The 22,136-nt window shown below is 72.8% G+C and carries 21 protein-coding genes; 11 read left to right on the top strand and 10 right to left on the bottom strand.

The window, feature by feature from the left end; all coding sequences use genetic code 11:
* The first annotated feature begins 493 nt into the window (after positions 1 to 493).
* The 4 genes from QJ852_01295 (at position 494) to QJ852_01280 (ending at position 5,149) form a co-directional block, all read left to right on the top strand.
* Complete coding sequence (locus QJ852_01295) at positions 494 to 823, top strand: DUF485 domain-containing protein (GenBank protein ID WGX97083.1); 330 nt, start codon at positions 494 to 496, stop codon at positions 821 to 823.
* Positions 823 to 2,427 (top strand): cation acetate symporter, encoded by a 1,605-nt coding sequence (locus tag QJ852_01290; GenBank protein WGX97082.1) that lies wholly within the window; start codon positions 823 to 825, stop codon positions 2,425 to 2,427. The genes QJ852_01295 and QJ852_01290 overlap by 1 nt, the downstream gene beginning before the upstream one ends.
* Before the next feature lie 187 nt (positions 2,428 to 2,614).
* On the top strand, positions 2,615 to 4,648 hold the full coding sequence (gene acs, locus QJ852_01285; GenBank protein WGX97081.1) for an acetate--CoA ligase: 2,034 nt from the start codon (positions 2,615 to 2,617) through the stop codon (positions 4,646 to 4,648).
* An 81-nt stretch (positions 4,649 to 4,729) separates the two neighbouring features.
* Positions 4,730 to 5,149: a PPOX class F420-dependent oxidoreductase gene (locus tag QJ852_01280; protein WGX97080.1), complete on the top strand. Its 420-nt coding sequence runs from the start codon at positions 4,730 to 4,732 to the stop codon at positions 5,147 to 5,149.
* Positions 5,150 to 5,256: 107 nt separating this feature from the next.
* Here the strand turns inward: QJ852_01280 and nhaA are convergent, their stop codons facing one another.
* Positions 5,257 to 6,639 (bottom strand): Na+/H+ antiporter NhaA, encoded by a 1,383-nt coding sequence (nhaA, locus tag QJ852_01275; GenBank protein WGX97079.1) that lies wholly within the window; start codon positions 6,637 to 6,639, stop codon positions 5,257 to 5,259.
* Positions 6,640 to 6,741: 102 nt separating this feature from the next.
* Here nhaA and QJ852_01270 point away from each other — a divergent pair, with 102 nt between their 5' ends.
* The 5 genes from QJ852_01270 (at position 6,742) to QJ852_01250 (ending at position 10,876) form a co-directional block, all read left to right on the top strand.
* Positions 6,742 to 7,152, top strand: a complete 411-nt coding sequence (locus QJ852_01270) for a phage holin family protein (GenBank protein ID WGX97078.1) — start codon at positions 6,742 to 6,744, stop codon at positions 7,150 to 7,152.
* 30 nt (positions 7,153 to 7,182) lie between these two features.
* Positions 7,183 to 8,097, top strand: coding sequence for a fructosamine kinase family protein (locus QJ852_01265; GenBank protein ID WGX97077.1), 915 nt, complete (start codon positions 7,183 to 7,185; stop codon positions 8,095 to 8,097).
* A gap of 63 nt (positions 8,098 to 8,160) precedes the next feature.
* A complete protein-coding gene (locus QJ852_01260; protein WGX97076.1) occupies positions 8,161 to 8,874 on the top strand; it encodes a response regulator transcription factor in 714 nt (237 codons plus the stop codon).
* 12 nt (positions 8,875 to 8,886) lie between these two features.
* Positions 8,887 to 10,326, top strand: a complete 1,440-nt coding sequence (locus QJ852_01255) for a HAMP domain-containing sensor histidine kinase (GenBank protein ID WGX97075.1) — start codon at positions 8,887 to 8,889, stop codon at positions 10,324 to 10,326.
* Positions 10,319 to 10,876, top strand: a complete 558-nt coding sequence (locus tag QJ852_01250) for a hypothetical protein (GenBank protein ID WGX97074.1) — start codon at positions 10,319 to 10,321, stop codon at positions 10,874 to 10,876. Before QJ852_01255 ends, QJ852_01250 begins: the two co-directional genes overlap by 8 nt.
* A 97-nt stretch (positions 10,877 to 10,973) precedes the next feature.
* Here QJ852_01250 and QJ852_01245 read toward each other — a convergent pair whose 3' ends face one another.
* From QJ852_01245 to QJ852_01215, 7 genes are all read right to left on the bottom strand, one after another.
* Positions 10,974 to 12,272, bottom strand: coding sequence for an anthranilate synthase component I family protein (locus QJ852_01245; protein WGX97073.1), 1,299 nt, complete (start codon positions 12,270 to 12,272; stop codon positions 10,974 to 10,976).
* A gap of 4 nt (positions 12,273 to 12,276) precedes the next feature.
* The gene (locus QJ852_01240; protein ID WGX97072.1) at positions 12,277 to 12,819 is read right to left on the bottom strand and encodes an aminodeoxychorismate/anthranilate synthase component II; all 543 of its coding nucleotides are present in this window, start codon (positions 12,817 to 12,819) and stop codon (positions 12,277 to 12,279) included.
* Between the two features lie 34 nt (positions 12,820 to 12,853).
* Positions 12,854 to 13,429, bottom strand: a complete 576-nt coding sequence (locus tag QJ852_01235; GenBank protein ID WGX97071.1) for a transglutaminase family protein — start codon at positions 13,427 to 13,429, stop codon at positions 12,854 to 12,856.
* Positions 13,429 to 13,812: a hypothetical protein gene (locus QJ852_01230; GenBank protein WGX97070.1), complete on the bottom strand. Its 384-nt coding sequence runs from the start codon at positions 13,810 to 13,812 to the stop codon at positions 13,429 to 13,431. Before QJ852_01230 ends, QJ852_01235 begins: the two co-directional genes overlap by 1 nt.
* Positions 13,809 to 14,075 (bottom strand): hypothetical protein, encoded by a 267-nt coding sequence (locus QJ852_01225; GenBank protein WGX97069.1) that lies wholly within the window; start codon positions 14,073 to 14,075, stop codon positions 13,809 to 13,811. The genes QJ852_01230 and QJ852_01225 overlap by 4 nt, the downstream gene beginning before the upstream one ends.
* A 120-nt stretch (positions 14,076 to 14,195) precedes the next feature.
* Positions 14,196 to 16,112 (bottom strand): anthranilate synthase family protein, encoded by a 1,917-nt coding sequence (locus QJ852_01220; protein WGX97068.1) that lies wholly within the window; start codon positions 16,110 to 16,112, stop codon positions 14,196 to 14,198.
* Between the two features lie 273 nt (positions 16,113 to 16,385).
* Positions 16,386 to 18,920, bottom strand: a complete 2,535-nt coding sequence (locus tag QJ852_01215) for a CHAT domain-containing protein (GenBank protein WGX97067.1) — start codon at positions 18,918 to 18,920, stop codon at positions 16,386 to 16,388.
* Positions 18,921 to 19,018: 98 nt separating this feature from the next.
* Between QJ852_01215 and QJ852_01210 the strand changes: the two genes are divergently transcribed.
* Complete coding sequence (locus QJ852_01210) at positions 19,019 to 20,410, top strand: S8/S53 family peptidase (GenBank protein WGX97066.1); 1,392 nt, start codon at positions 19,019 to 19,021, stop codon at positions 20,408 to 20,410.
* A 101-nt stretch (positions 20,411 to 20,511) separates the two neighbouring features.
* Here QJ852_01210 and QJ852_01205 read toward each other — a convergent pair whose 3' ends face one another.
* Both QJ852_01205 and QJ852_01200 read right to left on the bottom strand, forming a co-directional pair.
* Positions 20,512 to 20,976 (bottom strand): carboxypeptidase-like regulatory domain-containing protein, encoded by a 465-nt coding sequence (locus QJ852_01205; protein ID WGX97065.1) that lies wholly within the window; start codon positions 20,974 to 20,976, stop codon positions 20,512 to 20,514.
* Entirely contained in the window at positions 20,973 to 21,539 is a 567-nt protein-coding gene (locus QJ852_01200; protein ID WGX97064.1) for a sigma-70 family RNA polymerase sigma factor, read from the bottom strand. Before QJ852_01200 ends, QJ852_01205 begins: the two co-directional genes overlap by 4 nt.
* Before the next feature lie 178 nt (positions 21,540 to 21,717).
* On the opposite strand from QJ852_01200, the gene QJ852_01195 reads away from it, so the two are divergent.
* Entirely contained in the window at positions 21,718 to 22,131 is a 414-nt protein-coding gene (locus QJ852_01195) for a hypothetical protein (GenBank protein ID WGX97063.1), read from the top strand.
* Positions 22,132 to 22,136: the final 5 nt, after the last annotated feature.

Raw genomic sequence — 22,136 nt, 5'->3', positions numbered from 1 at the left:
GCTCGAAGACCAGACGACGACAGCCGGGGGCAGGCAGGCGAGGCCCACGCCGAGGGTGGCGGCGTAGTCGTCGGCGTGGGCGGGACGAAACACATGGTGCAGCAGGAGGTGGGGCACGACGGGTCACCTTCGTCCGAGATCAGGAAGCCATCCTCATCACATGATCGGCGGCGGCCATCTCCGTCTCAGATGCCGCGCGTCGCGGCCGGCCAGGATTGACCGGGATCCGATCAACCCTGCTGATCGGATCCCGGTCGACAACCGCCACGGAGTCGTCGCGACCGACCGTTCGTCGCGTCGTACCGACCGCTGGTCGACAACCCGGACCCGCTCGGCGCGCAGCCGGACCGCACCCCTCCCGGCGCGGGCGTCGGCGCTCCTAGCGTCGAGCTGTCCGTGACCCCGGTCACATGCACCGATCCCGAGGAGGCTCGTCGTGACGTCCGACATCTCGCACCATGACCCTCATGACTCCGCAGCGCGTCATGACCCCGTGTACGACGAGCTCCATGCCGCGCCGGAGTTCGCCGAGCTCAAGCGGCGCTACCGCGGCTTCGTGTTCCCGGCGACGATCGCCTTCCTGAGCTGGTACCTGCTCTACGTCGTGCTCTCCAACTGGGCCGGCGAGCTGATGAGCAAGCAGGTCGTGGGGAATATCAACGTCGCCCTGGTCTTCGGGCTGCTGCAGTTCGTGACGACCTTCCTCATCGCGTGGCTCTACGCCCGCTACTCCAGTGCCCGCCTCGACCCGTTGGCCCGGGAGCTGGACGAGCGCTTCGTCGCCCTCGAGGGCAAGTCCTCCCGCGGAAGGGGCGATCACTGATGGACCACCAGCTCCTCACCACCCTGCTGTTCCTGGCCGTCGTCGCGCTGACGCTCGGCATCACGATCTGGGCCAGCCGCCAGACGTCCGGCGCGGCCGACTTCTACGCCGGCGGCCGCAGCTTCTCCGGCATCCAGAACGGCTTCGCGATCGGCGGCGACTACATGTCGGCCGCCTCCTTCCTCGGCATCTCGGGAGCGATCGCGCTGTCCGGGTACGACGGCTTCCTGTACTCGATCGGCTTCCTGGTCGCGTGGCTGGTCGCCCTGCTGCTGGTCGCGGAGATGCTGCGCAACTCCGGCCGCTACACGATGGCCGACCAGCTGGCGTACCGGATGAAGCAGCGTCCGGTCCGGATGGCCGCCGCCACCTCGACCGTGGTCGTGTCGATCTTCTACCTGCTGGCCCAGATGGTCGGCGCGGGGGCGCTCGTCGCGCTGCTGCTCGGCGCCGACAGCCAGGCGCTGAAGAACCTCACCATCGTCGGCGTCGGCGCCCTGATGATCTTCTACGTCACCATCGGCGGCATGAAGGGCACCACGTGGGTGCAGATCGTCAAGGCGATCCTGCTGATGGTGGGCTCGGCGCTGATCGTGGTCCTGGTGCTCGCGCACTTCCACTTCAACCTGTCCGAGCTGCTCGGCACCGCCGCGTCGAACACGGGCAAGGGCCAGGCCTTCCTCGAGCCGGGCCTGAAGTACGGCGTCGACACCACCAGCAAGATCGACTTCCTCAGCCTCGGTCTCGCGCTGGTGCTCGGCACCGCCGGCCTACCGCACATCCTGATCCGCTTCTACACCGTCCCGACGGCGCGGGACGCCCGCAAGTCGGTGCTCTGGGCGATCGGCCTGATCGGCGTGTTCTACCTGTTCACGCTGGTCCTCGGCTTCGGTGCAGCCGCGATGCTCAAGGGCGACAAGGCCGCCGACGTGGCGGCGTCCGGCGGCAACCTGGCCTCGCCGTTGCTCGCCGAGGAGGTCGGCGGCGGCGCCGGCTCCACCGGGGGCGCGATCCTGCTGGCCTTCATCGCGGCGGTCGCCTTCGCGACCATCCTGGCGGTGGTGGCGGGCCTGACCCTGACGTCGTCGACCTCGGTCGCGCACGACATCTACAACAGCGTCGTGAAGGGCGGCAAGGCCAGCGAGCACGACGAGATCAAGGTGACCCGGATCGCCGCGGCGGCCATCGGCGTCATCTCGATCGCGCTGGCGATCCCGGCGCAGAAGCTGAACATCGCCTTCCTCGTCGCCCTCGCGTTCGCCGTCGCAGCCTCGGCCAACCTGCCGGCGATCGTCTACAACATGTTCTGGAAGCGCTTCAACACCCGCGGCGCCACCTGGGGCATCTACGGCGGCCTGCTGTCGTCGGTCGGCCTGGTGTTCTTCTCGCCGGTCGTGTCGGGCTCGGAGACGGCGCTGGTCACCGGCGCCGACTGGTCCTGGTTCCCGTTGAGCAACCCGGGCATCATCTCGATCCCGCTCGGCTTCTTCTTCGGCTGGCTCGGCACCGTCACCTCCCACGAGCCCGCCGCGCAGGAGCGGTTCACCGAGCTCGAGGTCCGCGCCCTCACCGGCGCGGGTGCGGAGCAGGCCGTCCAGCACTGATCCACAGGCCGCCCTTGTAACTACGTGTTACGGCACGAAAACCGGTGCAACAACGCCCGGGTAGGAGCAATAACACGTAGTTACAAGGGGCGGGCTTCTCCACAGGCAGCCCTCTGCACCCCTGGTGACCACACTTCCCGTGGGTCCTAATGTGACCTGAGGCACCCGAATCGATCAGGAGACCACCGTGAGCGACCAGACCGCCCCTTCCTCGACGGACCAGACCCTGGCCAACCTGCTGAAGGAGGACCGCCGCTTCGAGCCGCCTGCCGGGCTGGCGGCCGCCGCCAACGTGACGGCCGACGCGTACGACGCCGCGCGGGCCGATCGTGAGGGATTCTGGGCCGCGCAGGCCGAGCGGTTGTCCTGGGACACGACGTGGGACCGGGTCCTCGACTGGGACAACCCGCCCTTCGCGAAGTGGTACGTCGGCGGCCGGCTCAACGCGGCGTACAACTGCGTCGACCGGCACGTCGAGGCCGGCCGGGGCGACCAGGTCGCGATCCACTGGGTGGGCGAGCCCGTCGGGCCCGATGGTCAGGCAGAGTCCCGGGACATCACCTACGCCCAGCTCAAGGACGAGGTCTCCCAGGCCGCCAACGCGCTGACCGACCTGGGCGTCGGCAAGGGCGACCGGGTGGCGATCTACCTCCCGATGATCCCCGAGGCGATCGTCACGATGCTCGCGTGCGCCCGGATCGGCGCCCCGCACACCGTGGTGTTCGGCGGGTTCTCCGCCGACGCGCTGGCCTCGCGGCTCGACGACTGCCAGGCCAAGGTCGTGGTGACCGCCGACGGCGGCTACCGCCGCGGCACCGCCTCCGCGCTGAAGCCCGCCGTGGACGAGGCGTGCACCAAGACCGACGTCGTGGAGAAGGTCCTCGTGGTCCGCCGTACCGGCCAGGACCTGGGCCCGAACGGATGGGACGACGCCGTCGACGTGTGGTGGCACGACGCCGTGACCGGCGCCTCGACCGAGCACACCCCCGAGGCGTTCGACGCCGAGCACCCGCTCTACGTCATGTACACCTCCGGCACGACCGGCAAGCCCAAGGGCATCCTGCACACCACGGGCGGCTACCTCGTCGGCGCGGCGTACACCCACCACGCGGTGTTCGACCTCAAGCCGGAGTCGGACGTGTACTGGTGCACGGCCGACATCGGCTGGGTCACCGGCCACTCGTACATCGTCTACGGCCCGCTCGCCAACGGCGTCACGCAGGTCCTCTACGAGGGCACGCCCGACTCGCCCGAGCCGGGTCGCTGGTGGAAGATCATCCAGGACTACGGCGTCACCCTCTTCTACACCGCCCCCACCGCGATCCGCTCGTTCATGAAGCAGGGCCACGAGGTCCCCGACCGCTACGACATGTCCTCGCTGCGGATCCTCGGCTCGGTCGGCGAACCGATCAACCCGGAGGCCTACGTCTGGTACCGCCACGTCATCGGCGGCGACCGGACGCCGGTCGTCGACACCTGGTGGCAGACCGAGACCGGCGCGATCATGATCTCGCCGCTGCCCGGCGTGACCGCCGGCAAGCCCGGCTCGGCGATGACCGCGATCCCCGGCATCGAGGCCGACGTGGTCGACGACGAGGGCAGGTCGGTGCCCAACGGCTCCGGCGGCTACCTCGTCGTCACCTCCCCCTGGCCGTCCATGCTGCGCACCATCTGGGGCGACGACGACAGGTACGTCGACACGTACTGGTCGCGCTTCAAGAAGCAGGGCTACTACTTCGCCGGCGACGGCGCCAAGAAGGACGACGACGGCGACATCTGGGTGCTCGGCCGGGTCGACGACGTCATGAACGTCTCGGGTCACCGGCTCTCCACCACCGAGATCGAGTCGGCGCTCGTCTCCCACCCCAAGGTCGCCGAGTCCGCGGTCGTCGGTGCCTCGGACCCCGACACCGGCCAGGCCGTCGTCGCCTACGTCATCCTGCGCAACTCCGTCATCGAAGCGGCGGGGGACGGCGGGCCGGACCATGCAGCCCTGGCGAAGGAGCTCTCCGACCACGTCCGCAAGGAGATCGGCCCGATCGCCAAGCCGCGGCAGATCATGATCGTCCCCGAGCTGCCGAAGACCCGCTCGGGCAAGATCATGCGCCGCCTGCTGCGCGACGTCGCCGAGGGCCGCGCCGTCGGCGACACCCAGACCCTCGCCGACGCCTCGATCATGGACCTGATCTCGGCCGGCCAGGCCACGTCCACCGAGGACTGATCACCGACCCGGCGCATCTGAACGCCTGAGAGGCACCGACCCGGCGCGTTTGAACGCGCCGGGTCGGCGTACTTTGGCGCGGTGCCCGCACTGAAGCCCCCCGTCTGGTCCGCACTGCCCGCGGAGCTCGCCGCGTTCTGGACCGAGTACCACCTCTGCACGCTGAGCACCCTCGACCGGCACGGCGCACCCCACGCCGTCCCGGTCGGTGCCACCCTCGACCTCGACGGCGGCTGCGCGTGGATCATCACCCGCCGCGGCTCGCAGAAGGTGCGCAACCTCGCGCGCGACCCCCGCCTGACCGTCACCCAGGTCGACCGGGGGCGCTGGGCCTCACTGGTCGGGACCGGCGAGGTGCGCGAGGACGAGGAGTCCGTGGCCCGCGCCTGCGCGCTGTACGCCGCCCGCTACCGGCCGCCGACGCCGAACCCGGAGCGGGTGGCGATCCGGGTCGGTGTGGAGCGGATCCTCGGCTCGGCCCAGGTGCTGCCCGGGGGCTGAGTCCCCGGGGTGCAGGAATCGCCGGTCGACCGGTGATTCCTGCACTTGCCGGGCGTTGCAATGCCCGTCAAGTGCAGGAACTGCCCGTCCGCAGTGACAGGTGGGGCTCAAGTGACCTGGCTCGAGCGCTCCTCGCCGGCGCTCCGGCGCCCTGCACCCACCAGCAGGAGCGCCACGCCGACCGCGGCGGCGATCACCGACGCGACCAGGATGCCGACCTTCGCCTCGGCGGTGAGCAGGTCGGAGCCGGGGAAGGACAGGCCGGCGATGAACAGCGAGACCGTGAAGCCGATGCCGGCGACGGCGCCGACCCCGACGATCTGCGGCCACGAGGTGCCCTCCGGCATCCGGCCGACGCCGAGCCGGATCGCCAGGAAGCAGGCCAGCGTGATGCCGAGCGGCTTGCCGAGGACCAGGCCAGCCGCGATGCCGAGGGCGATCGGCGAGCGCAGGGCCTCGCCGAGCACGCCGTCGCCCAGGGCGACGCCGGCGTTGGCGAGCGCGAAGACCGGCAGCACGACGTACGCCGACAGGGGGTGGAGGCGCGTCTGCAGGCGTTCGACGACGGGGACGGACTCGCCGATGAGGAAGCGCAGCCGGTGCAGCTCCTCGGCGTCGAGGTCGTTGTCGCGCAACCCCTCGACGGCGTACTCCGTGGCGACCGAGGGACGCAGCAGGGCGACGGCGGGTGTGAGCAGGCCGATCGCGACGCCGGCGAGGGTGGCGTGCACCCCGGACTGGAGCAGCGCGAACCACACCGCCACCCCGAGCACGGCGTACACCGGGATCGACCACACCCGCGCGGCCCGGAGCACGGCCATGACCGCCAGCAGGCCGAGGGCGAGGGCGAGCCAGCCGAGGGAGAGGTCGGCGGTGTAGAACACCGCGATCACCAGGATCGCGCCGATGTCGTCGACGATCGCGAGCGTCAGCAGGAACAGCCGCGCGGCGGACGGGATCCGCGAGCCGAGCAGGCCGAGCACGCCGACGGCGAAGGCGATGTCGGTCGCCATCGGGATCCCCCAGCCGCCCGAGCCCTCACCGCCACCGACGATCGCGACATAGACCAGTGCCGGCACGACCATGCCGCCGACGGCGGCGACGATCGGCAGCGCGGCGGTGCGCGGGTCGCGGAGGTCGCCGTGCACCAGCTCGTACTTGATCTCGAGGCCGACCACGAAGAAGAAGATCGTCATCAGCCCGTCGTTGACCCAGTGCTGGAGCGACTCCTCGATCCGCCAGTCCCCGATCTCGAGGGCGATGGGCGTGTGCCAGAAGTGGTCGTACGCCGAGGCCCAGCCGTCGAACGGCAGGTTGACCCAGAGCAGCGCGATCACCGTCGCCGCCAGCAGCAGCACCGATCCGGCCGCCTCGACATGGAGGAACTCGCGCAGCGGGCGGGCGACGTACCGGGCCAGCGGGCGCTGGCTCGCCGTCCACACGGGACCGCGGCGCCACAGGTCATCGGGGGCGTGGGTGGGGTCGGGCACGGGACGGGCTCCTGACGTCGGGTGGGTACGGCGAGTTCACATGCCGACCAGACTTCCCGGCTCACCTGCACCGATCTTATCGATATCGGTAAGGTCGGCGGCATGGCCACCGAACCGCGGACCCGCACTGGGGAAGAGCCGACCATCGGGCGTCTCATCAAGGACGCCCAGACCGACCTCTCCACGATCATGCGCAAGGAGATCCAGCTCGCGAAGTCCGAGTTGAAGGTCAGCGTCACCGCGGGCGGCGTCGGAGCCGGCCTGATCGCGGCGGCCCTGTTCCTGCTGGTGCTGGCCGTCATCATGCTCTCGGTCGCCATCGCCTACCTCATCCACTGGAACGGCTCGGGCCTCGACCTGCACTGGGCGTTCCTCATCGTGTTCGGCTTCTACGTCCTCCTCGCGGCACTGCTGGTGTTCCTCGCGATCCGGAGCTTCAAGAAGGTGAAGGCTCCCGAACGCGCCATCGAGCAGGGACGCGAGATCCCGCGTGCCCTCAAGGGCCAGGCCTGAGCCGCAGCGCAGGGCACGAGGGGGGAACCGATGGCGCGGCAGCCGGTCGTCGCAGGACGGGCCGAGCAGCTGCTCGGCTCCGCCGTGGTCGCCACCGCCCCGGTCGCGGGCGGCGACATCGCGACCGCGGTCAAGCTGCGCCTGTCCAGCGGGCGCACGGCCTTCCTGAAGACGCTCAGCCCCGCGCCGCCGCAGTTCTTCGCGCGTGAGGCGGCCGGCCTGCGCTGGCTGGCCGAGGCGACGCCGAGCGGCGGCGTGGCCGCGGCCGAGGTGCTCGCCGTCGACACCGACTGCCTGATCCTCGACTGGGTCGAGACCGCCCGGCCCAGCGCGGAGGCCGCCGGCGCCTTCGGCCGCGCCCTGGCCGCCACCCATGCGTACGGCGCGCCCAGCTTCGGGCTGGACGGGGAAGGGAACGAGACCGGAGGGTCCGCAAAGGGCGGAACCCCCCGTGTGGAGGGCTACATCGGGCGGCTGCCGCTGCCCAACCGGCCGCTGCCGACCTGGGCGGAGTTCCACGCCGAGCGCCGGATCGCGCCGTACCTCAAGGTGCTGCGCGACAAGGACATCGTCAGCGCCGAGGACGCCGCCACGATCGAGACCGCCGCCGCACGCGGCCCGTCGATCGTGCCGATCGAGCCGCCCGCCCGCCTGCACGGCGACCTGTGGAACGGCAACGTGCTGTGGGCCGCCGGCGACCGGGTGGTCGTCATCGACCCCGCGGCGTACGGCGGGCACCGCGAGGTGGACCTCGCCATGCTGGCACTGTTCGGTCTCCCCCAGCTGCCCCAGGTGATGGCGGCCTACCACGAGGCGGCACCGCTGGCCGACGGCTGGGAGGAGCGGCTGGGCTACCACCAGCTGTTCCCGCTGCTGGTCCACGCCTGCCTCTTCGGCGGCCAGTACGGCGCCCGCGCGGCTCGGGTCGCGCAGCGCTACCTGTAGCCCGGCCGCGGCCTCGTGCCCGCCTCTCAGCCATCGCTCAGGCCGATCGGCCATGATGGGGGCGTGTCTGCCCGTACCACTGCTCCGCACCGCATCCTGGTCGTCGACGACGACCGCGCCGTGCGGGAGTCGCTGCGGCGTTCCCTCGCCTTCAACGGGTACGACGTGCATCTGGCCGGCGACGGCGCGGAGGCGCTCGCCGGCATCGGCGCGGTCGCACCCGACGTCGTCGTGATGGACGTGATGATGCCCAAGCTGGACGGGCTGGAGGCCACCCGGGCGCTGCGGGCGGCCGGCAACGACGTACCCATCCTGGTGCTGACCGCGCGCGACGCCGTCGGTGACCGGGTCGAGGGCCTCGACGCCGGGGCCGACGACTACCTGACGAAGCCGTTCGCGCTGGAGGAGCTCCTCGCGCGGCTGCGGGCGCTGCTGCGCCGGGTGGCGCCGATCGAGGACGGCGCCGAGGAGGAGGTCCTGTCCTTCGCCGACCTCACCATGAACGTCACCACCCGCGAGGTGCGCCGCGGCAGCCGCTCCATCGAGCTGACCCGCACCGAGTTCACCCTGCTGGAGATGTTCCTGCGCCGTCCGCGCCGGGTGCTCGACCGCAGCTTCATCCTCGAGGAGGTCTGGGGCTACGACTTCCCCACCACCGCCAACTCCCTCGAGGTGTACGTCGGCTACCTGCGCCGCAAGACCGAGGCCGAGGGCGAGCAGCGGCTGATCCACACCGTCCGCGGCATCGGGTACGTCCTGCGCGCGACGGACTCCTAGGGTGGTCCTGGGGTGACGGTTCCCTGGGGCCTGGGGGTCGGCCAGGGGCTCGGGGTCGGCCAGGGGCCCGACGGGCGCTGGCACTACCGCCGATCGCTGGCCAGCCGGGTGATCTGGCTGACCACGATCGCGGTGGGCATGTCGGTCGCGCTGGTCGCGGTGGGCGCCTACATCACCGCGCGCGTGCAGATGCAGGACACCCTCGACAACGGCCTGGTCGACCGCGCCGACAAGGCGGCCCGGTCCGACAGCCTGCTGCAGGCCGGCTACCAGGGCATCCCCTCGTGGGCGTTGGGCGCCGGCGACGCGCGGATCGCGATCCTCGACTACAACAGCGGCACGCTGCGGATCCTCGACCGCGGGCCGACCCTGGAGCTGGGCCGGCCCGAGCTCGAGGTGGCGCAGGGCAAGCAGGAGCAGAGCCTGCGGACCATCGTGCTCGCGGGCGAGCGCTACCGCGTGGTCGCCGTACCCACCCAGCAGAGCGGGGTCGCGCTGGTCATCGCCCAGCCGCTGGAGGACCAGGATCGCACCCTGCGCCGGCTCGGCTGGGTGACCGTGGCCTTCGGCGTCTTCGGCGTCCTCGCCGCCGGGCTGGCCGGCTGGGCGGTCGCGAGCAACGGCCTGCGACCGGTACGCCGGCTGAGCGGGTCGGTCGAGGAGATCGCCCGGACCGAGGACTTCACCCCCCTGCCGGTCGAGGGCGACGACGAGGTCGCGCGGCTGGCAACGGCCTTCAACCACCTGCTCGTCGCGCTCGACGCGAGCCGGATCCGGCAGCGCCAGCTGGTCGCCGACGCGAGCCACGAGCTGCGCACCCCCCTGACCGCGCTGCGCACCAATATCGACCTGCTGACCATGACCGCCCGCGGACCGGACGGCTTCGGCAGCCTGCCCCCCGATGCGCGCGACGAGCTGCTCGACGACGTCCGCGCGCAGATCGAGGAGCTCACCACCCTGATCGGCGACCTGACCGAGCTGGCCCGCGACGAGCCGATCCCGGTGCAGGTCGAGCCGGTGGACCTCGCCGACGTCGTCGACCACGCCGTGCAGCGGGTACGCCGCCGCGCGCCCAGCCTCGAGTTCGAGGTGTTCACGCGGCCGTGGTGGGTGATCGGCGAGGACGCCGAGCTGGAGCGCGCGGTGACGAACCTGCTCGACAACGCCGCCAAGTGGAGCCCCGAAGGAGGCCAGGTGACCGTCCGCCTCAGCGACGGGGTGCTGACCGTCGACGACCAGGGACCGGGGATCGCCGAGGCCGACCGCTCCCAGATCTTCGACCGGTTCTGGCGTTCGCCGGACGCCCGCACGATGCCCGGCTCGGGCCTGGGCCTGGCGATCGTGCGCCAGGTCGCCCAGCGCCACTCCGGCTCGGTGCAGGCCACGGCCAACGCCAGTGGCGGCGCCCGCCTCGTACTCAAGCTGCCCGGACGGGAGAACCCCCATGTCTGACCTCCGTCGTACCGCGCCCGTCGCGGCTCTCCTCTCCGCCCTCGCGCTGCTGTTGGCGGCGTGCGGCGGGGAAGAGGTCGGCGCGAAGCCCGACCTGCCGACCGAGACGCCGGCCCTGTGGAACCCGTGCGACGTGCTCGACCCGGCGTACGTGAAGGCGCAGTTCGGCAGCGAGACCACCGAGCACAGCGGGACCCCCACCAAGCCGGAGTGCCGGTTCGCGCCGGCGGAGGGGAGCGGCGAGCCGGTCGTGACGTCCAACTACCTGCTCTTCCCCGGCACCCTGGAGGAGGCCTGGGCGACGATGGGCCAGCAGCCCGACGCCGACGTCCGCACGCCGGCCATCGACCGGGCCGACGACGCCCGGGTCGTGGTCAACGCCGCCGAGGACCAGCTCTACGTCACCGGCTTCGTGCAGAACGGCAACCTGATCCAGCAGGTCGACGTGGTCGACCCGGCGCCGTACGACGCCCGGCGGATCGTACGCGGCGTCGAGACGACGCTCACCCTGCTCTCCGGGCACGCGGCGGAGTCCGGCGTCGCCTCCTGACCGGGGTGGGTCTGCCGGCTGCGGTTCAACTACCGAATCTGTCGTCCCCGGCGACCGATCACGACAAATTCGGTAGTTGAACCGCACAGGGCGAGCATCAGGGGTTGATCGCCTGGAGCAGCCGAGCCGCCTTCCACTCCGTCTCGGCCCACTCCTCGGCCACCTCGCTGGCGACGATGATGCCGCCGCCGGTGCCGAGGATGTAACCCTCGCCGGCGCTCAGCAGCGAGCGGATGACGACGCCGAGGTCCGCCCGGCCGTCGCCGGACACCCAGCCGAAGGCACCGGCGTACGCGCCGCGGGGGGTCGCCTCGACCTCCTCGATGATCTCCATCGTGCGCAGCTTGGGCGCGCCCGTCATCGAGCCGGCGGGGAACAGCGCCCGGAGCGCGCCAAGGGTCGTGACGTCGTCGCGGAGCCGGCCACGGACCGTGGAGACCAGCTGGTGCACGGAGGCGTAGGACTCGACCTCCATCAGCGCGGGCACCTCGACGGTGCCCGGGGCGCAGACCGTGGCGAGGTCGTTGCGGAGCAGGTCGACGATCATCAGGTTCTCGGCGCGGTACTTCGCGTCGCTGGCCAGCCGCTCCCGCGCCTCCGCGTCCTCGGCGGGGGTGGCCCCGCGCGCCGTGGTGCCCTTGATCGGCTTGGTCTCCAGGGTCCGGTGCTCGTCGATCAGCGCGTACCGCTCGGGCGAGGAGCTCAGCAGCCAGGCCGTCGACTTCGGAGGGGCCCCGACGGTGTTGCTGAGATCGTGCTGGAGGAAGCCGGCGTACGGGGCGGGGTTGAGCGCACGGAGCCGGAGGTACGCCGCCGCGGGGCTGAGCGGGCTGCTCGCGCGGACGCGGTGGGTCAGGTTGACCTCATAGGAGTTGCCGGCGTGCAGGTGCTCCTGGACCCGGGTGAAGGCGGCGGCGTAGGCGGGGGGGAGGCTGTCGGAATCGCCGGTCGACCGGTGATTCCGACGCTTGTCGGGCGTTGCAACGCCCGACAAGTGCAGGGAACGCTCGACAAGTGGGTGGTCGTACTCCCGGAGGTGCGAGGGCCGCAGCCACACCGCGTCGGGCAGGTCCGGGTCCGGCTCGGCGGGCAGGTCGGGGCGCGCGGCGTACCCGAAGTAGCCGAACCACTGGTCGGTGGGGCGTCCGGCCGCCAGCTCCGCCTCCAGGACGGCGAAGGGGTCGTCGCCGACCACGACCGCGCGGCCGCCGGCATGCCGGGTCACCTCGCGCCGGGCGGCGTCATAGCTGAGCGAGACGTCGTCGTCGTCGAGCCAACCGAGGATCGAGCGGCGCCGGGACCAGTCGCGGGCGCCGCCGCCGTCGAGCCACACACAGCGGGCATGACGGGCCTGGATCCGCGCGAACGCCTCGGCGGGGTCGCCCTGGGTGACCATCCGGTCAGCGTCCCACGGCGAGGAAGTTCGCGACCAGCCTCGCGCCGTACGTCGAGAGGACGGACTCGGGATGGAACTGCACGCCCTCGATCGGCCGGCTCCGGTGCCGCACGCCCATGACGGTGCCGTCGGCGGCCCAGGCGGTCGCCTCGAGCTCGTCGGGCAGCCGCGTCGCAGCGAGCGAGTGGTAGCGCACCGCGTCGAGCGGCGACGGCACCCCGGCGAACACGCCGCGGCCGTCGTGGGTCACCGACTCCACCACGCCGTGCGCGGGCTCGACCCGCCCGACCTCGCCGCCGTGGGCGAGCACCATCCCCTGCATGCCGAGGCAGACCCCGAGCACCGGGCGCTCACCGGCGAAGTCCCAGTCGTACTCGCCCGGATGGCCCGGTCCCGGTGACAGCACGACGTGGGAGAACCCGGACAGCTCGACGGGGTCGTCCCACTGGACCACGGTCGGCAGCACGCCGGTCACGCCGGCGACGAGGTGGACCAGGTTCCAGGTGTAGGAGTCGCGGTGGTCGACGACCACGACATCGGGGGTCACCGCGGCGTCCTGGGCATCAGGTGGGGATGAGCGCTCACAGCTCGGTCGCCAGCTCGCCGCGCCGCAGCGCGGCGATCACGCCGGGCGCGGGGGCGACGTGCACCCCCCGGTGGTCGACCTCCCCCAGTGCCGGGTCGACCGGCCAGGCCAGCCGCTCCTCACCGAGGGAGAACTCCGCCGCGACCCCCGGCTTGTTGCCGCGCGGGTCCTGCCGGTGCCAGCCGCCGTCGAGGTGGACGGCGACCAGCCCGTGCACGACGTACCCGCCGTCGGTCCCGTCGTCGGCCAACCGCTGGTAGCACAGCCCCGTCGGTACGCCGCCCGCGCGCAGCACCGCGGTCAGCAGGTGCGCCTTGGCGTAGCACCAGCCGACGCCGTCGGCGAGCACCTCGGTCGCCGAGACCGCGAACCGCGGATCCCCCGCGTCGCCGGCGTGGGCGATCTCGTCGCGCACCCAGTCGAACGCCGCGCGGGCGAAGGCCCGATCGTCCCCGCGGCCGGCGCCCAGCCGCGCCGCCAGCGCCATCACCTCCGGCGCGGTCGACTCGACGATGTCGTCGGCGTCGAGGTACTCGCCGGGTGGCCGGGCGATCAGATCCGCCATGAGCATCAGACGGCGATGATGGAGAGTGAAGGGTCGACGGCGCGAATGTCCTCGGGATCGGAGGTCATCACGGCGTGCTGGCGCTGCCGCGCGTGGACTGCCACATGGACATCGGTGACATCCGTGTGTCCGGTCGCCCCGACGACCAGGCCGAGCAGCTTAGCCGTCTCCGGATCCAGACCGACCAGGGTGACGCCGTCGCACCCCAGCAGCGCGGCAAGCTCGGCCTGACGTGGTCCACCGCGCCAGACCTGCGCCAGCACACCGGGCACGACATGGATCGGCCGATCCTCCCTCAACGCGTTCTCGATCAAGCGTCGGACGAAGAGGTTGCCACGCTCGACCGCGATCAGAGCACCGGCATCGAGAGTCAGGCCCGCACGGGTCACAAGAGGCCCTTGGCCTTCTTCTCGGCCATCTCCCTGTCGGCGCGGTCGAGCTGCTCGCGCGCCCAGGCATCGTGCTCCGCAGTGGGCGAACCCCATTTCTTGTCGAACATCTCGAAGAAGTCGCCGATCGGCTCCCGGTCCGCCTTCTCCTGCAGGGCCTGGGCGACATAGGCCGAGACCGAGGCGGCCTTCCCCTCGGCCACCGCCGCACGGGCATGCTCGACCAGATGGTCGGGCAGGCTGACGGCGATCTTCGTGGTCATACTGCCATCATACCGCGCGCCGGGCGTCTCGAGGGTCCGGGTGGCCATGCCACCAGCCTGACGCCGTCCCGGCCTCGGCGCCACCACCGATCCGCGGCCTGTGGAAAGTGCCCGGAGCGATCAGAGCAGGACGCCGGCGACCAGGTCGTGGACGATGTCGAAGCCGCGCTCGGTGAGGATCGACTCGGCATGGAACTGGACGCCGCGGTAGTGCGGGCCGGCGAGCGCGTTGACGTCACCGGTCTCGGCGTCGGCGTCCACCCGGACCCCATCCGGCAGCGCGAGCCCGGGAGCGACCCGACCCACGAAGGTGTTGTAGAAGCCCACCCGCTGCGGACGCCCGTCGAGCAGCACGGTGGCCTGGGTGCCCTGGAAGACGATGTCCTTGTAGGCGACCGGGACGCCGAGCTGGTGGCACAGCGCCTGGTGGCCGAGGCAGACGGCGACGAACGGCTTCTCGTGGGCGAGCAGCCAGGTCACGGCGGCGCGGAGCCGGCCCATCTTGGGGTCGGTGTCGTCGCGCGGGTCACCGGGGCCGGGGCCGACGATGACCAGGTCGAAGCCGTCGAGTACGCCGTCGGCGTAGTCCTCATGACGCACCACCGACGAGCTCATCCCCATCCGGGCGAGCATGTGCCGCAGCATGTTCACGAAGTCGTCCTCGCCGTCGAGGATGACGGCGGACTTCCCCGCGAGGCGCGGGTCGCTCGGCGTACCGGCCTGGTCGGCGAGCCAGAAGCCGGAGAGCCGGCTGTTGCGCGCGTTGAGCGCGATCAGCACCTCCTCGTCGGCGACGAGGTCGGCGACGGGGACGTCGGCGACCGGCGCGGGCGGCACCAGGCCGAAGGCGGAGAGGATGCCGCCGGCCTTGGCGTGCGTCTCGGCGACCTCGTAGGCCGGGTCGGAGTCGCGCACCAGCGTGGCCCCAGCGGTCACCTTCAGCTCCCCGGCGGGCGAGACGTCGGCGGTGCGCAGCACGATCGGGCTGTCGAGGACCGGCTCGCCGGCGTCGTCGCGACCGAAGATCGCGAGCGCGGAGGCGTAGTAGCCACGGCCCTCGGGCTCGTACTGCTTGATCAGCCGGCAGGCGTTCTCGACGGGCGATCCGGTCACCGTCGCGGCGTACATCGTGTCGCGCAGGACCTCACGCACATCGCGGGTCGTGCGGCCGGCGAGGAGGTACTCGGTGTGGATGAGGTGGGTCATCGGCTTGAGGAAGGGCCCGAGCACCTGGCCGCCCTCGGTGCAGATGTCGCACATCATCTTGAGCTCCTCGTCGACGACCATGAAGAGCTCGTAGATCTCCTTCTCGTCCTGGAGGAAGGCGCGCATCCGCTCCTCGGTGCTGCGGGTCTCGCCGGCGGGCGGGCGCAGGTGGAAGGTGCCGGAGATCGGGTTCATCCGCACGTCGCCGCCGTGCACCGACACGTGGCGCTCGGGCGAGGCGCCGATCAGGAAGCGGTCGCCGGTGAAGAAGACGAAGGTCCAGTACGCGCCCCGCTCGCGCTCCAGCAACCGGCGGAAGACGGTGAGCGCGACCGACGCGTCGAAGTCGGCGACGACCGCCCGGTAGTTGCGGCCGATGACGAGGTTGGCGCCCTCGCCCTGGCCGATCTCGCCCTCGATGATCGCGGCGACGATCTCGGCGTACTCGTCGTCGCCGGTCTCGAAGCCGCCGCGGTCGGTGAACTCGACCGGCACCGGGTCGATCGCGTCGACCACGTCGGCGACGGAGAACTCGTGCTCGGCCTGCACGTCGACGACGACGAGCGGGGTGCCGTCGTCGTGGGCCTCGAAGCCGCGCTCACTCACCTGACGGAACGGTACGGCGACCAGCCGGTCGCAGATGTGTCCCGGCTCCGGGACTCCCGTCTCGAGAGGGATGTCCATGATCGACTCGACGATGCTGCGGGTGCCGCCGAGGACGCCGACGGTGTCGCGGTCGCCCGCGCGGGTGGAGCGCCGGATGATCGCCCAGGCCTCGTGCCCCTGGACGGCCGTGATGGCTTCCCGGGCAGTGAGGCTGGTGTCAGTCATGGCCGCAGCCTAGTGACCGCGGTTCACCTACCGGATTCGTCGTCCACACCCCGGCACGCCGACAATTTCGGTAGGTGAACCGAGCGGGTTCAGAGCAACCCGGGAACCAGCTCACCGACGACGAGGAGAACGGCAGGCAGGAGCGGCATCCGGTCGGCAGCATGCCGTCGGGGAGGACGCCCGCGACCAGGTTGCCGACCGCGGCGGCGCCCGTCCCGCGGTACGCCGAGGCGAGGCCGACGTAGTTCTCGACCTTCTTCGCCCCGTCCCGGGTCACACCCCCAGGGCGAGGAAGGCCGCCGCCGTACCGGCCGCCACCGCGTCGCCGCCCGCCCGGCGCCGGACACCGAGCAGTGCGGTGGCCGGGTCCTCGCCGGCCGCGAGGGCGGCGTGCAGGTCGACCATCAGGTCGGCGGTGGCGGCGTCGTTGACCTCGCCGACGCTGCACACGAGCCCGGCGGTCCCGAGCGAGAACAGCGCCGCCGCCAGGCCGAGCAGCTCCTCGGCCCCCACCGGCGCCAGCACGCCCGACTCGCACGCCGACAGCACCACCCGGTACGGCGCCCGCCGGATCCGCTCCAGGTCGTGGACCGTCAGCGGCCCGTCGGCGAGGTCGAGGGCCGAGAACAGCGGACTGTCCGCGCGGAACCGGCCGTGCGCGGCCAGATGGACCAGTCCGGCCCCGTCGAGGTGGGCGAGGACGGCGTCGAGCGTGGCCCGCGGCCCGTCCAGCAACACCGCGTCGGGATGACGGCGCGCCAGGACCGGCACCTCGGCCCCGCCGCTGGCCAGCGCCGGTCCCGCGACGAGGACGGTGCTGACCGGGTCGGGGGCCGCCGTGGCGCGGGCACGCAGCCATTGGCCTGCCGAGGGGACCACCGCGAACGGCCGGTCGCGCAGCGTCGGGAGCAGCGACCAGGCCAGGCCGTGCAGGCGGGCCGTCGGGGCCAGGACCACCGGGGCGTCCGGCAGCAGCCGGACCGCCTCGCCCAGCACCGCCTCCTGGAGGGCCCGCCCCAGGTCGGCCGTGTCGGCCGGCCGGCCGCGGGCCGCGCGGCGCAGCAGCATCCCCGCGGGACCGAGCAGCGTCGCGATCTCGTCCGCCGACCCGGCCACCCGGCGCCGTACCGTGCCGGCGTGGGCGACCACGACGTGCAGGCTCCCGTCGACCTCGACCAGCTCGACGAGGCAGGTGTCGTCGGTCGCGGCCAGGATCTCCTCGACTCCCGCCGGCCGCTGCTGCGCGGCTGTGGTCGCCGACAGCGTGTGGCTCTGCGCCCGCACCGCCCGCTCCAGCCGGCGGCGCTCCCGCTCGAGGTCCTCGGTCGCCGTGCCTTCCTGTCGTGCCTCGGCCAGCTGCCGCCCGTTGGCGCGCAACGCCGCCAGCGCGGCGGGGATCGTGGCGGCGTCCGAGGTCGCGGGGGGCTGCGCCAGCGCCGTGGCCCGGGTCCGCTCGCTCCACCGCAGCAGGGTCCGCGCGTCCGAGGCCGCGTGGCGCAGGGCGACCGCGGTCAGCTCGCGACCGTGGGCCGTCGCCAGCGCCCGCAGCTCGGAGGAGCCGATCAGCCGACGGTGCTCGTCGACGGCGGCGAGCCCCGCGGCCGCCGCCCGGAGGACGCCGCCGCGGCCCCCCGTCTCCTCGCGCGCCAGCGCCTGCGCGTGCCAGGCGCCCGCCCGGACCAGGGCGTTCGGGTGGTGCCGGTACGACGCCGCGCGGGTCCAGGCGCGCAACCGCTGGTCACCGTCACCGAGGCGCCCGGCGAGGATCAGCGCGACCGGCGCCTCGTGGGCCCGCTCGGCGTCCAGGGCCGCGGCCAGGGCGGCTGCCCGGCCCCGGCTCGGACCCGCCCGGGCGGCGTCCTGGGCCCGGAGCTCGACGAGCTCGGCGCGCAGCCGGTGCCAGTCGCGCTGCTGGCGGCGGAACATCGCCCGCGCCGTCCGAGCCTCCTCCAGCGCCCGGCCCTCCTCCGCCATCGCCAGCAGGGCGGTCGCGTGCAGGAGGTGGAGCTCGGCCTGGTCGACGGCGGGGATCCCGCCCCGCTCCAGGAACCGCGCGATCAGGACGACCGCCTCACGGGCGAGACCGGCGGAGAGATGGGCGCGGGCGTGCATCGCGGTGCCGGCGTACCGGACCGGCTGGCCCAGGGACCGGTACCGCTCGGCCGCCTCGGCGTAGCGCCGCAGTCCGCCGGCCACGTCGCCCCGCGCGATCGCGATGTCGGCGCGGTTCTCGAGCGCCGTCACCCGCTCGAGCTGCGCGCCGGCCCGCTCCAGGAGTCGCTCCGCGCGTCGCGCCTCGGCCTCGGCGGCGTCGAGGCGGCCCCGGCGCAGCTCCAGGTCGCCGAGCCAGATCCGGGTACGGGCCTCCCAGACCTCGTCGCCCGTCGCGGCGAGCGCGTCCCGCGCGGCCCGCAGGACCGGCATCGCCTCCTCGTCGCGGCCGAGCAGCACCAGCGCCCCGGCCCGCCGCATGCCGATGCGCGCGGCCAGGGCACCGGTCGCACCGTCGGCCGCTCGGGCCAGCTCGGCGAGGCCGGCCCGGGTCCGACCCGCGAACACCAGGGTCGCTCCCAGCGTGGCGCGGACGTCCCGCTCCCGGTCGGGCACGGACGCCTGCCGGGCGGCCCGCAGCGCCGCGCGCAGCTCCCGGAGGGCGGCGTCGTGATCGCCGCGGTCGCGGTGCACGATGCCGAGGCATTGGTGCGCGTAGGAACGGGCGAGGGCGTCCGCCGGCCCGCGCAGCAGCGCCTCCGCCCGGGCTCGACCCTGGTCGGGATCCTCGAGTGCGAGGTCGAGCAGTTCCTCCATCGGCGGTCTGTGCTCCTTTACGGGACCCGCGCGGCAGCACTACGTTAGCGCCGACGGCAGGCCCCGGCCCGGTCCGTCACCTCGCCCCAGGAGCGGCCATGAGCGATCCCGTACGACCCAGCCTCCCGGTCCACCTGCTGCGCGAGCTGCTGCGGCGGCTGCGGCTCACCCGGCCCCACCCACCACGCGACGTCGGAGCCGAGCGGCTGCGCGCCCAGGTGCGGGTGATCCGCGAGGCGATGAAGGACTCCGGCGTCTCGGGCGCACCGGCGAAGGGATCGCGGCCGACCGGCGACGACGCCGACGTCCACTATCTCTACCGGCCCGGGCACGCCCTGGTGCGTCGCCAGGACCTCGGCCGGCTGGAGGAGTACTTCGGAACGGACGAGAACCGGAAGCGGTTCCGGGGCAGTCTGGACGCCCGGGAGACCCGGGTCCCCGACCTGCTGCTCGCGCGCCTGCCCTCCCGGGTGGACCGCCAGGACGACGTCCTCGCGACGCTCGACGAGCTGGAGCGCTCCCAGGTCCTCGAGCGGGGTGCCGCCACGCCTGACCACGTCGTCTACGTGACGCCGCGCGGCTTCATGTGCCCGGCCACGGAGCCCGAGACGCCTCATCGCCACACCAAGCCCTGGCCCGCGGCCCATCCCTCGCCGGGCAGGCTCGCGGACCGCGACCGGGTCCGGGTCGCGGTCGTCGACACCGGTCTGTGGACCGACGCCGTCGGCAGCACCGCCACCCCCTGGCTGGAGGCCGGCGACGTCGTGGCCGACCCCGGCGACGTCGAGACGGTCGACCCCGACGCCATCCACCCGTACGCCGGCCACGGCACCTTCGTCGCCGGCGTCATCAGCTGCCTGGCACCCGACACCCGGGTCGAGGTGGAGGGGGTGCTGGTCCACGGGGGCGCGGTCTACGAGTCCGACATCGTCGAGCAGCTCCAGCAGGCGATCGATGACGACGACCGTCCGCAGCTCGTCAGCATCTCGGCGGGCACCCACACCCGCGGCGACTTCGCGCTGCTCGGATTCCGACTGCTCGGCGAGACCAACAAGCTCGCCGAGCGCACGGACGTCCTGATCGTCGCCGCGGCGGGCAACGACTCCAGCGACCAGCCGTTCTGGCCGGCCGCCTTCCCGTGGGTGGTCTCGGTCGGCTCGGTCGACCCCGACGCCTGCGTCTCCGACTTCTCCAACGTCGGGCGATGGGTCGACGTGTACGCCCGCGGGCGCGACCTGGTCAACGCCTTCCCGAAGGGCACCTACACCTGCCACGAGCCGCCGCACGTCGGCGAGGTCCGCACCTTCGACGGCCTCGCCCAGTGGAGCGGTACGTCGTTCTCGACGCCGATCGTCACCGGGCTCATCGCCGCGCGGATGCGCGCGACCGGGCAGTCCGCGCGCGAGGCGTGGAACGACGTCCTCGCGGGCGCGACCGCCGCGACCGACCCGCGTGGTGGGGCGATCAGGATCGTCGGCCCGCTGACCTGAGCCGGGCCGCCGGCGGTGACCGGCTGAGCGGTCGCCCGACAGCGACGTCCGCTTCCACCGACGGAACTGAGAACGGGCGCCGTGCTCGTCGCCGCCGAGGATCAGAGGGTCACCCAGGGCGTGGTGAGCGACCACCCGCCCTGCTCGACGACGAAGCGAGCCGTGCCCGGCCGCACGCCCTCGAACCGGAAGAAGCCCGAGGCTTCGGCGACCGCCGAGCGCGCATCGGCGTCGGGCCGCTCCAGCAGCACCGAGGCGGGCACGGTCGTGTCCGCGGCGCCGCCGGGAGCGATCACCTGGCCGAGGAGTGCCTCGCCGTCGAGCTCGAGCTCGAGGGTCAGCCCGCTGTGCCCGAAGGAGAGGGTCCGGGAGTCCTCGCCGTCCGAGCGGACCGCGGCGCCGGCGTCGAGCGCCGAGTCGTGGAGCAGCTCGGCCAGCTCGGCGTCGATCGATCGCCAGGTGAAGGCGGCGCGCGCCGCCGTACGACGGCGGTCGCTGACCGCCGCCTCCTCGGCCACGGCGTCGCCGAGCAGGGCCATGAGGTCGTCGTCGCGGGGGTCGTTCACGGGGTCACCTCCACCAGTCGGCGCAGGGCAGGGGTGCGGCGCAGCTGGTCGAGCGCGCGCGCCCGGGTCGGACCGATGCTGCCGACCGGGATGCCGAGGCGCCGGCTGATCTCCTGGTAGCCGACCGGCGGGTCCGCGAGGAGCAGCAGGAGCAGCGCACGGCGTGCCTCGGGCAGCGCGGCGAGCGCCTCGCGGAGCAGCTGTCGGCTCTCCGCGGCGAGCAGCCCCACACCGGCGCTGTCGTCGACGACGGCGTCGAGGCCGGTGGCGTCCTGCGGGTCGACCGGTCGGATCCGGCCCCGGGCCGCCAGCAGCCGCAGGCACTCGTTGCGGGTCGTCGTCCGCAGCCAGCCGGGCAGCGCCGCCGGCTCGCGCAGGTCACCGAGGTGCTCGACGAGACGTAGCCAGACGGTCTGGCTGACGTCGTCGCCGTCGGCCTCGCCGAGGCGGTGGCCCCGGATGATCGCGTCCACCAGCGGGAGGAACCGCTCGACGATCGCATCCCATGCATGCTGATCTCCTTCCCGCGCCGCGGAGACGAGCGCCGGCAGCGGTGAGTCCACGTCCACACCCGACCCCCTTCGCGTCACGCGAGAGCTTGCGGATGCATCGTCCCGCACATCGGACCCGCGAGCCAGTACCGCTGATACGTCGGCTTCGGGTGTATCACCGGCGCGGCCGGGCGCCTCCTTCCCCTATCCGCTCCCGCCTGCCCGCACGACTCCTCGGAAGGACTCCCCCATGACCTGGAGCATCCACGAACGCCGCCGCATCATCCGCGTGGTCGAGGCGGTCGCCGCCGTCGACATGAGCGGCGCCCTGCCCTGGCGGGAGGAGTGGCGCACGCACTTCGACGGCCCGGCCGGACTGGTCGCGGCCCTCCGCACCCACGGGCGGCAGTGGACGTCGGCATCGCCCGCCGCGGGGCTCGACGAGGACCGGGAGGTCGACGTCCGGGTGCGCCGTACCGAGCTCGCGGTCCGCGAGATCCTGCGTCGGTACGACGCCGGGGACCCGGACGCCCCCGTCCTGCTCGACCTGGCGGATCTGCGCCCCGCCACACTCCTCCCGCAGCTCCCCCGGCCCCGGCCACCCGGGCGGATCCGTCTGCGCCGCCGGTACCGCGGCGTCCACCGCGGCTCGCTCCTGGACTAGTGGTC

It is taken from the genome of Nocardioides sp. L-11A (assembly GCA_029961745.1).
Taxonomy (GTDB): Bacteria; Actinomycetota; Actinomycetes; order Propionibacteriales; family Nocardioidaceae; genus Nocardioides.
This window is presented reverse-complemented; position numbering and strand designations above follow the sequence as displayed.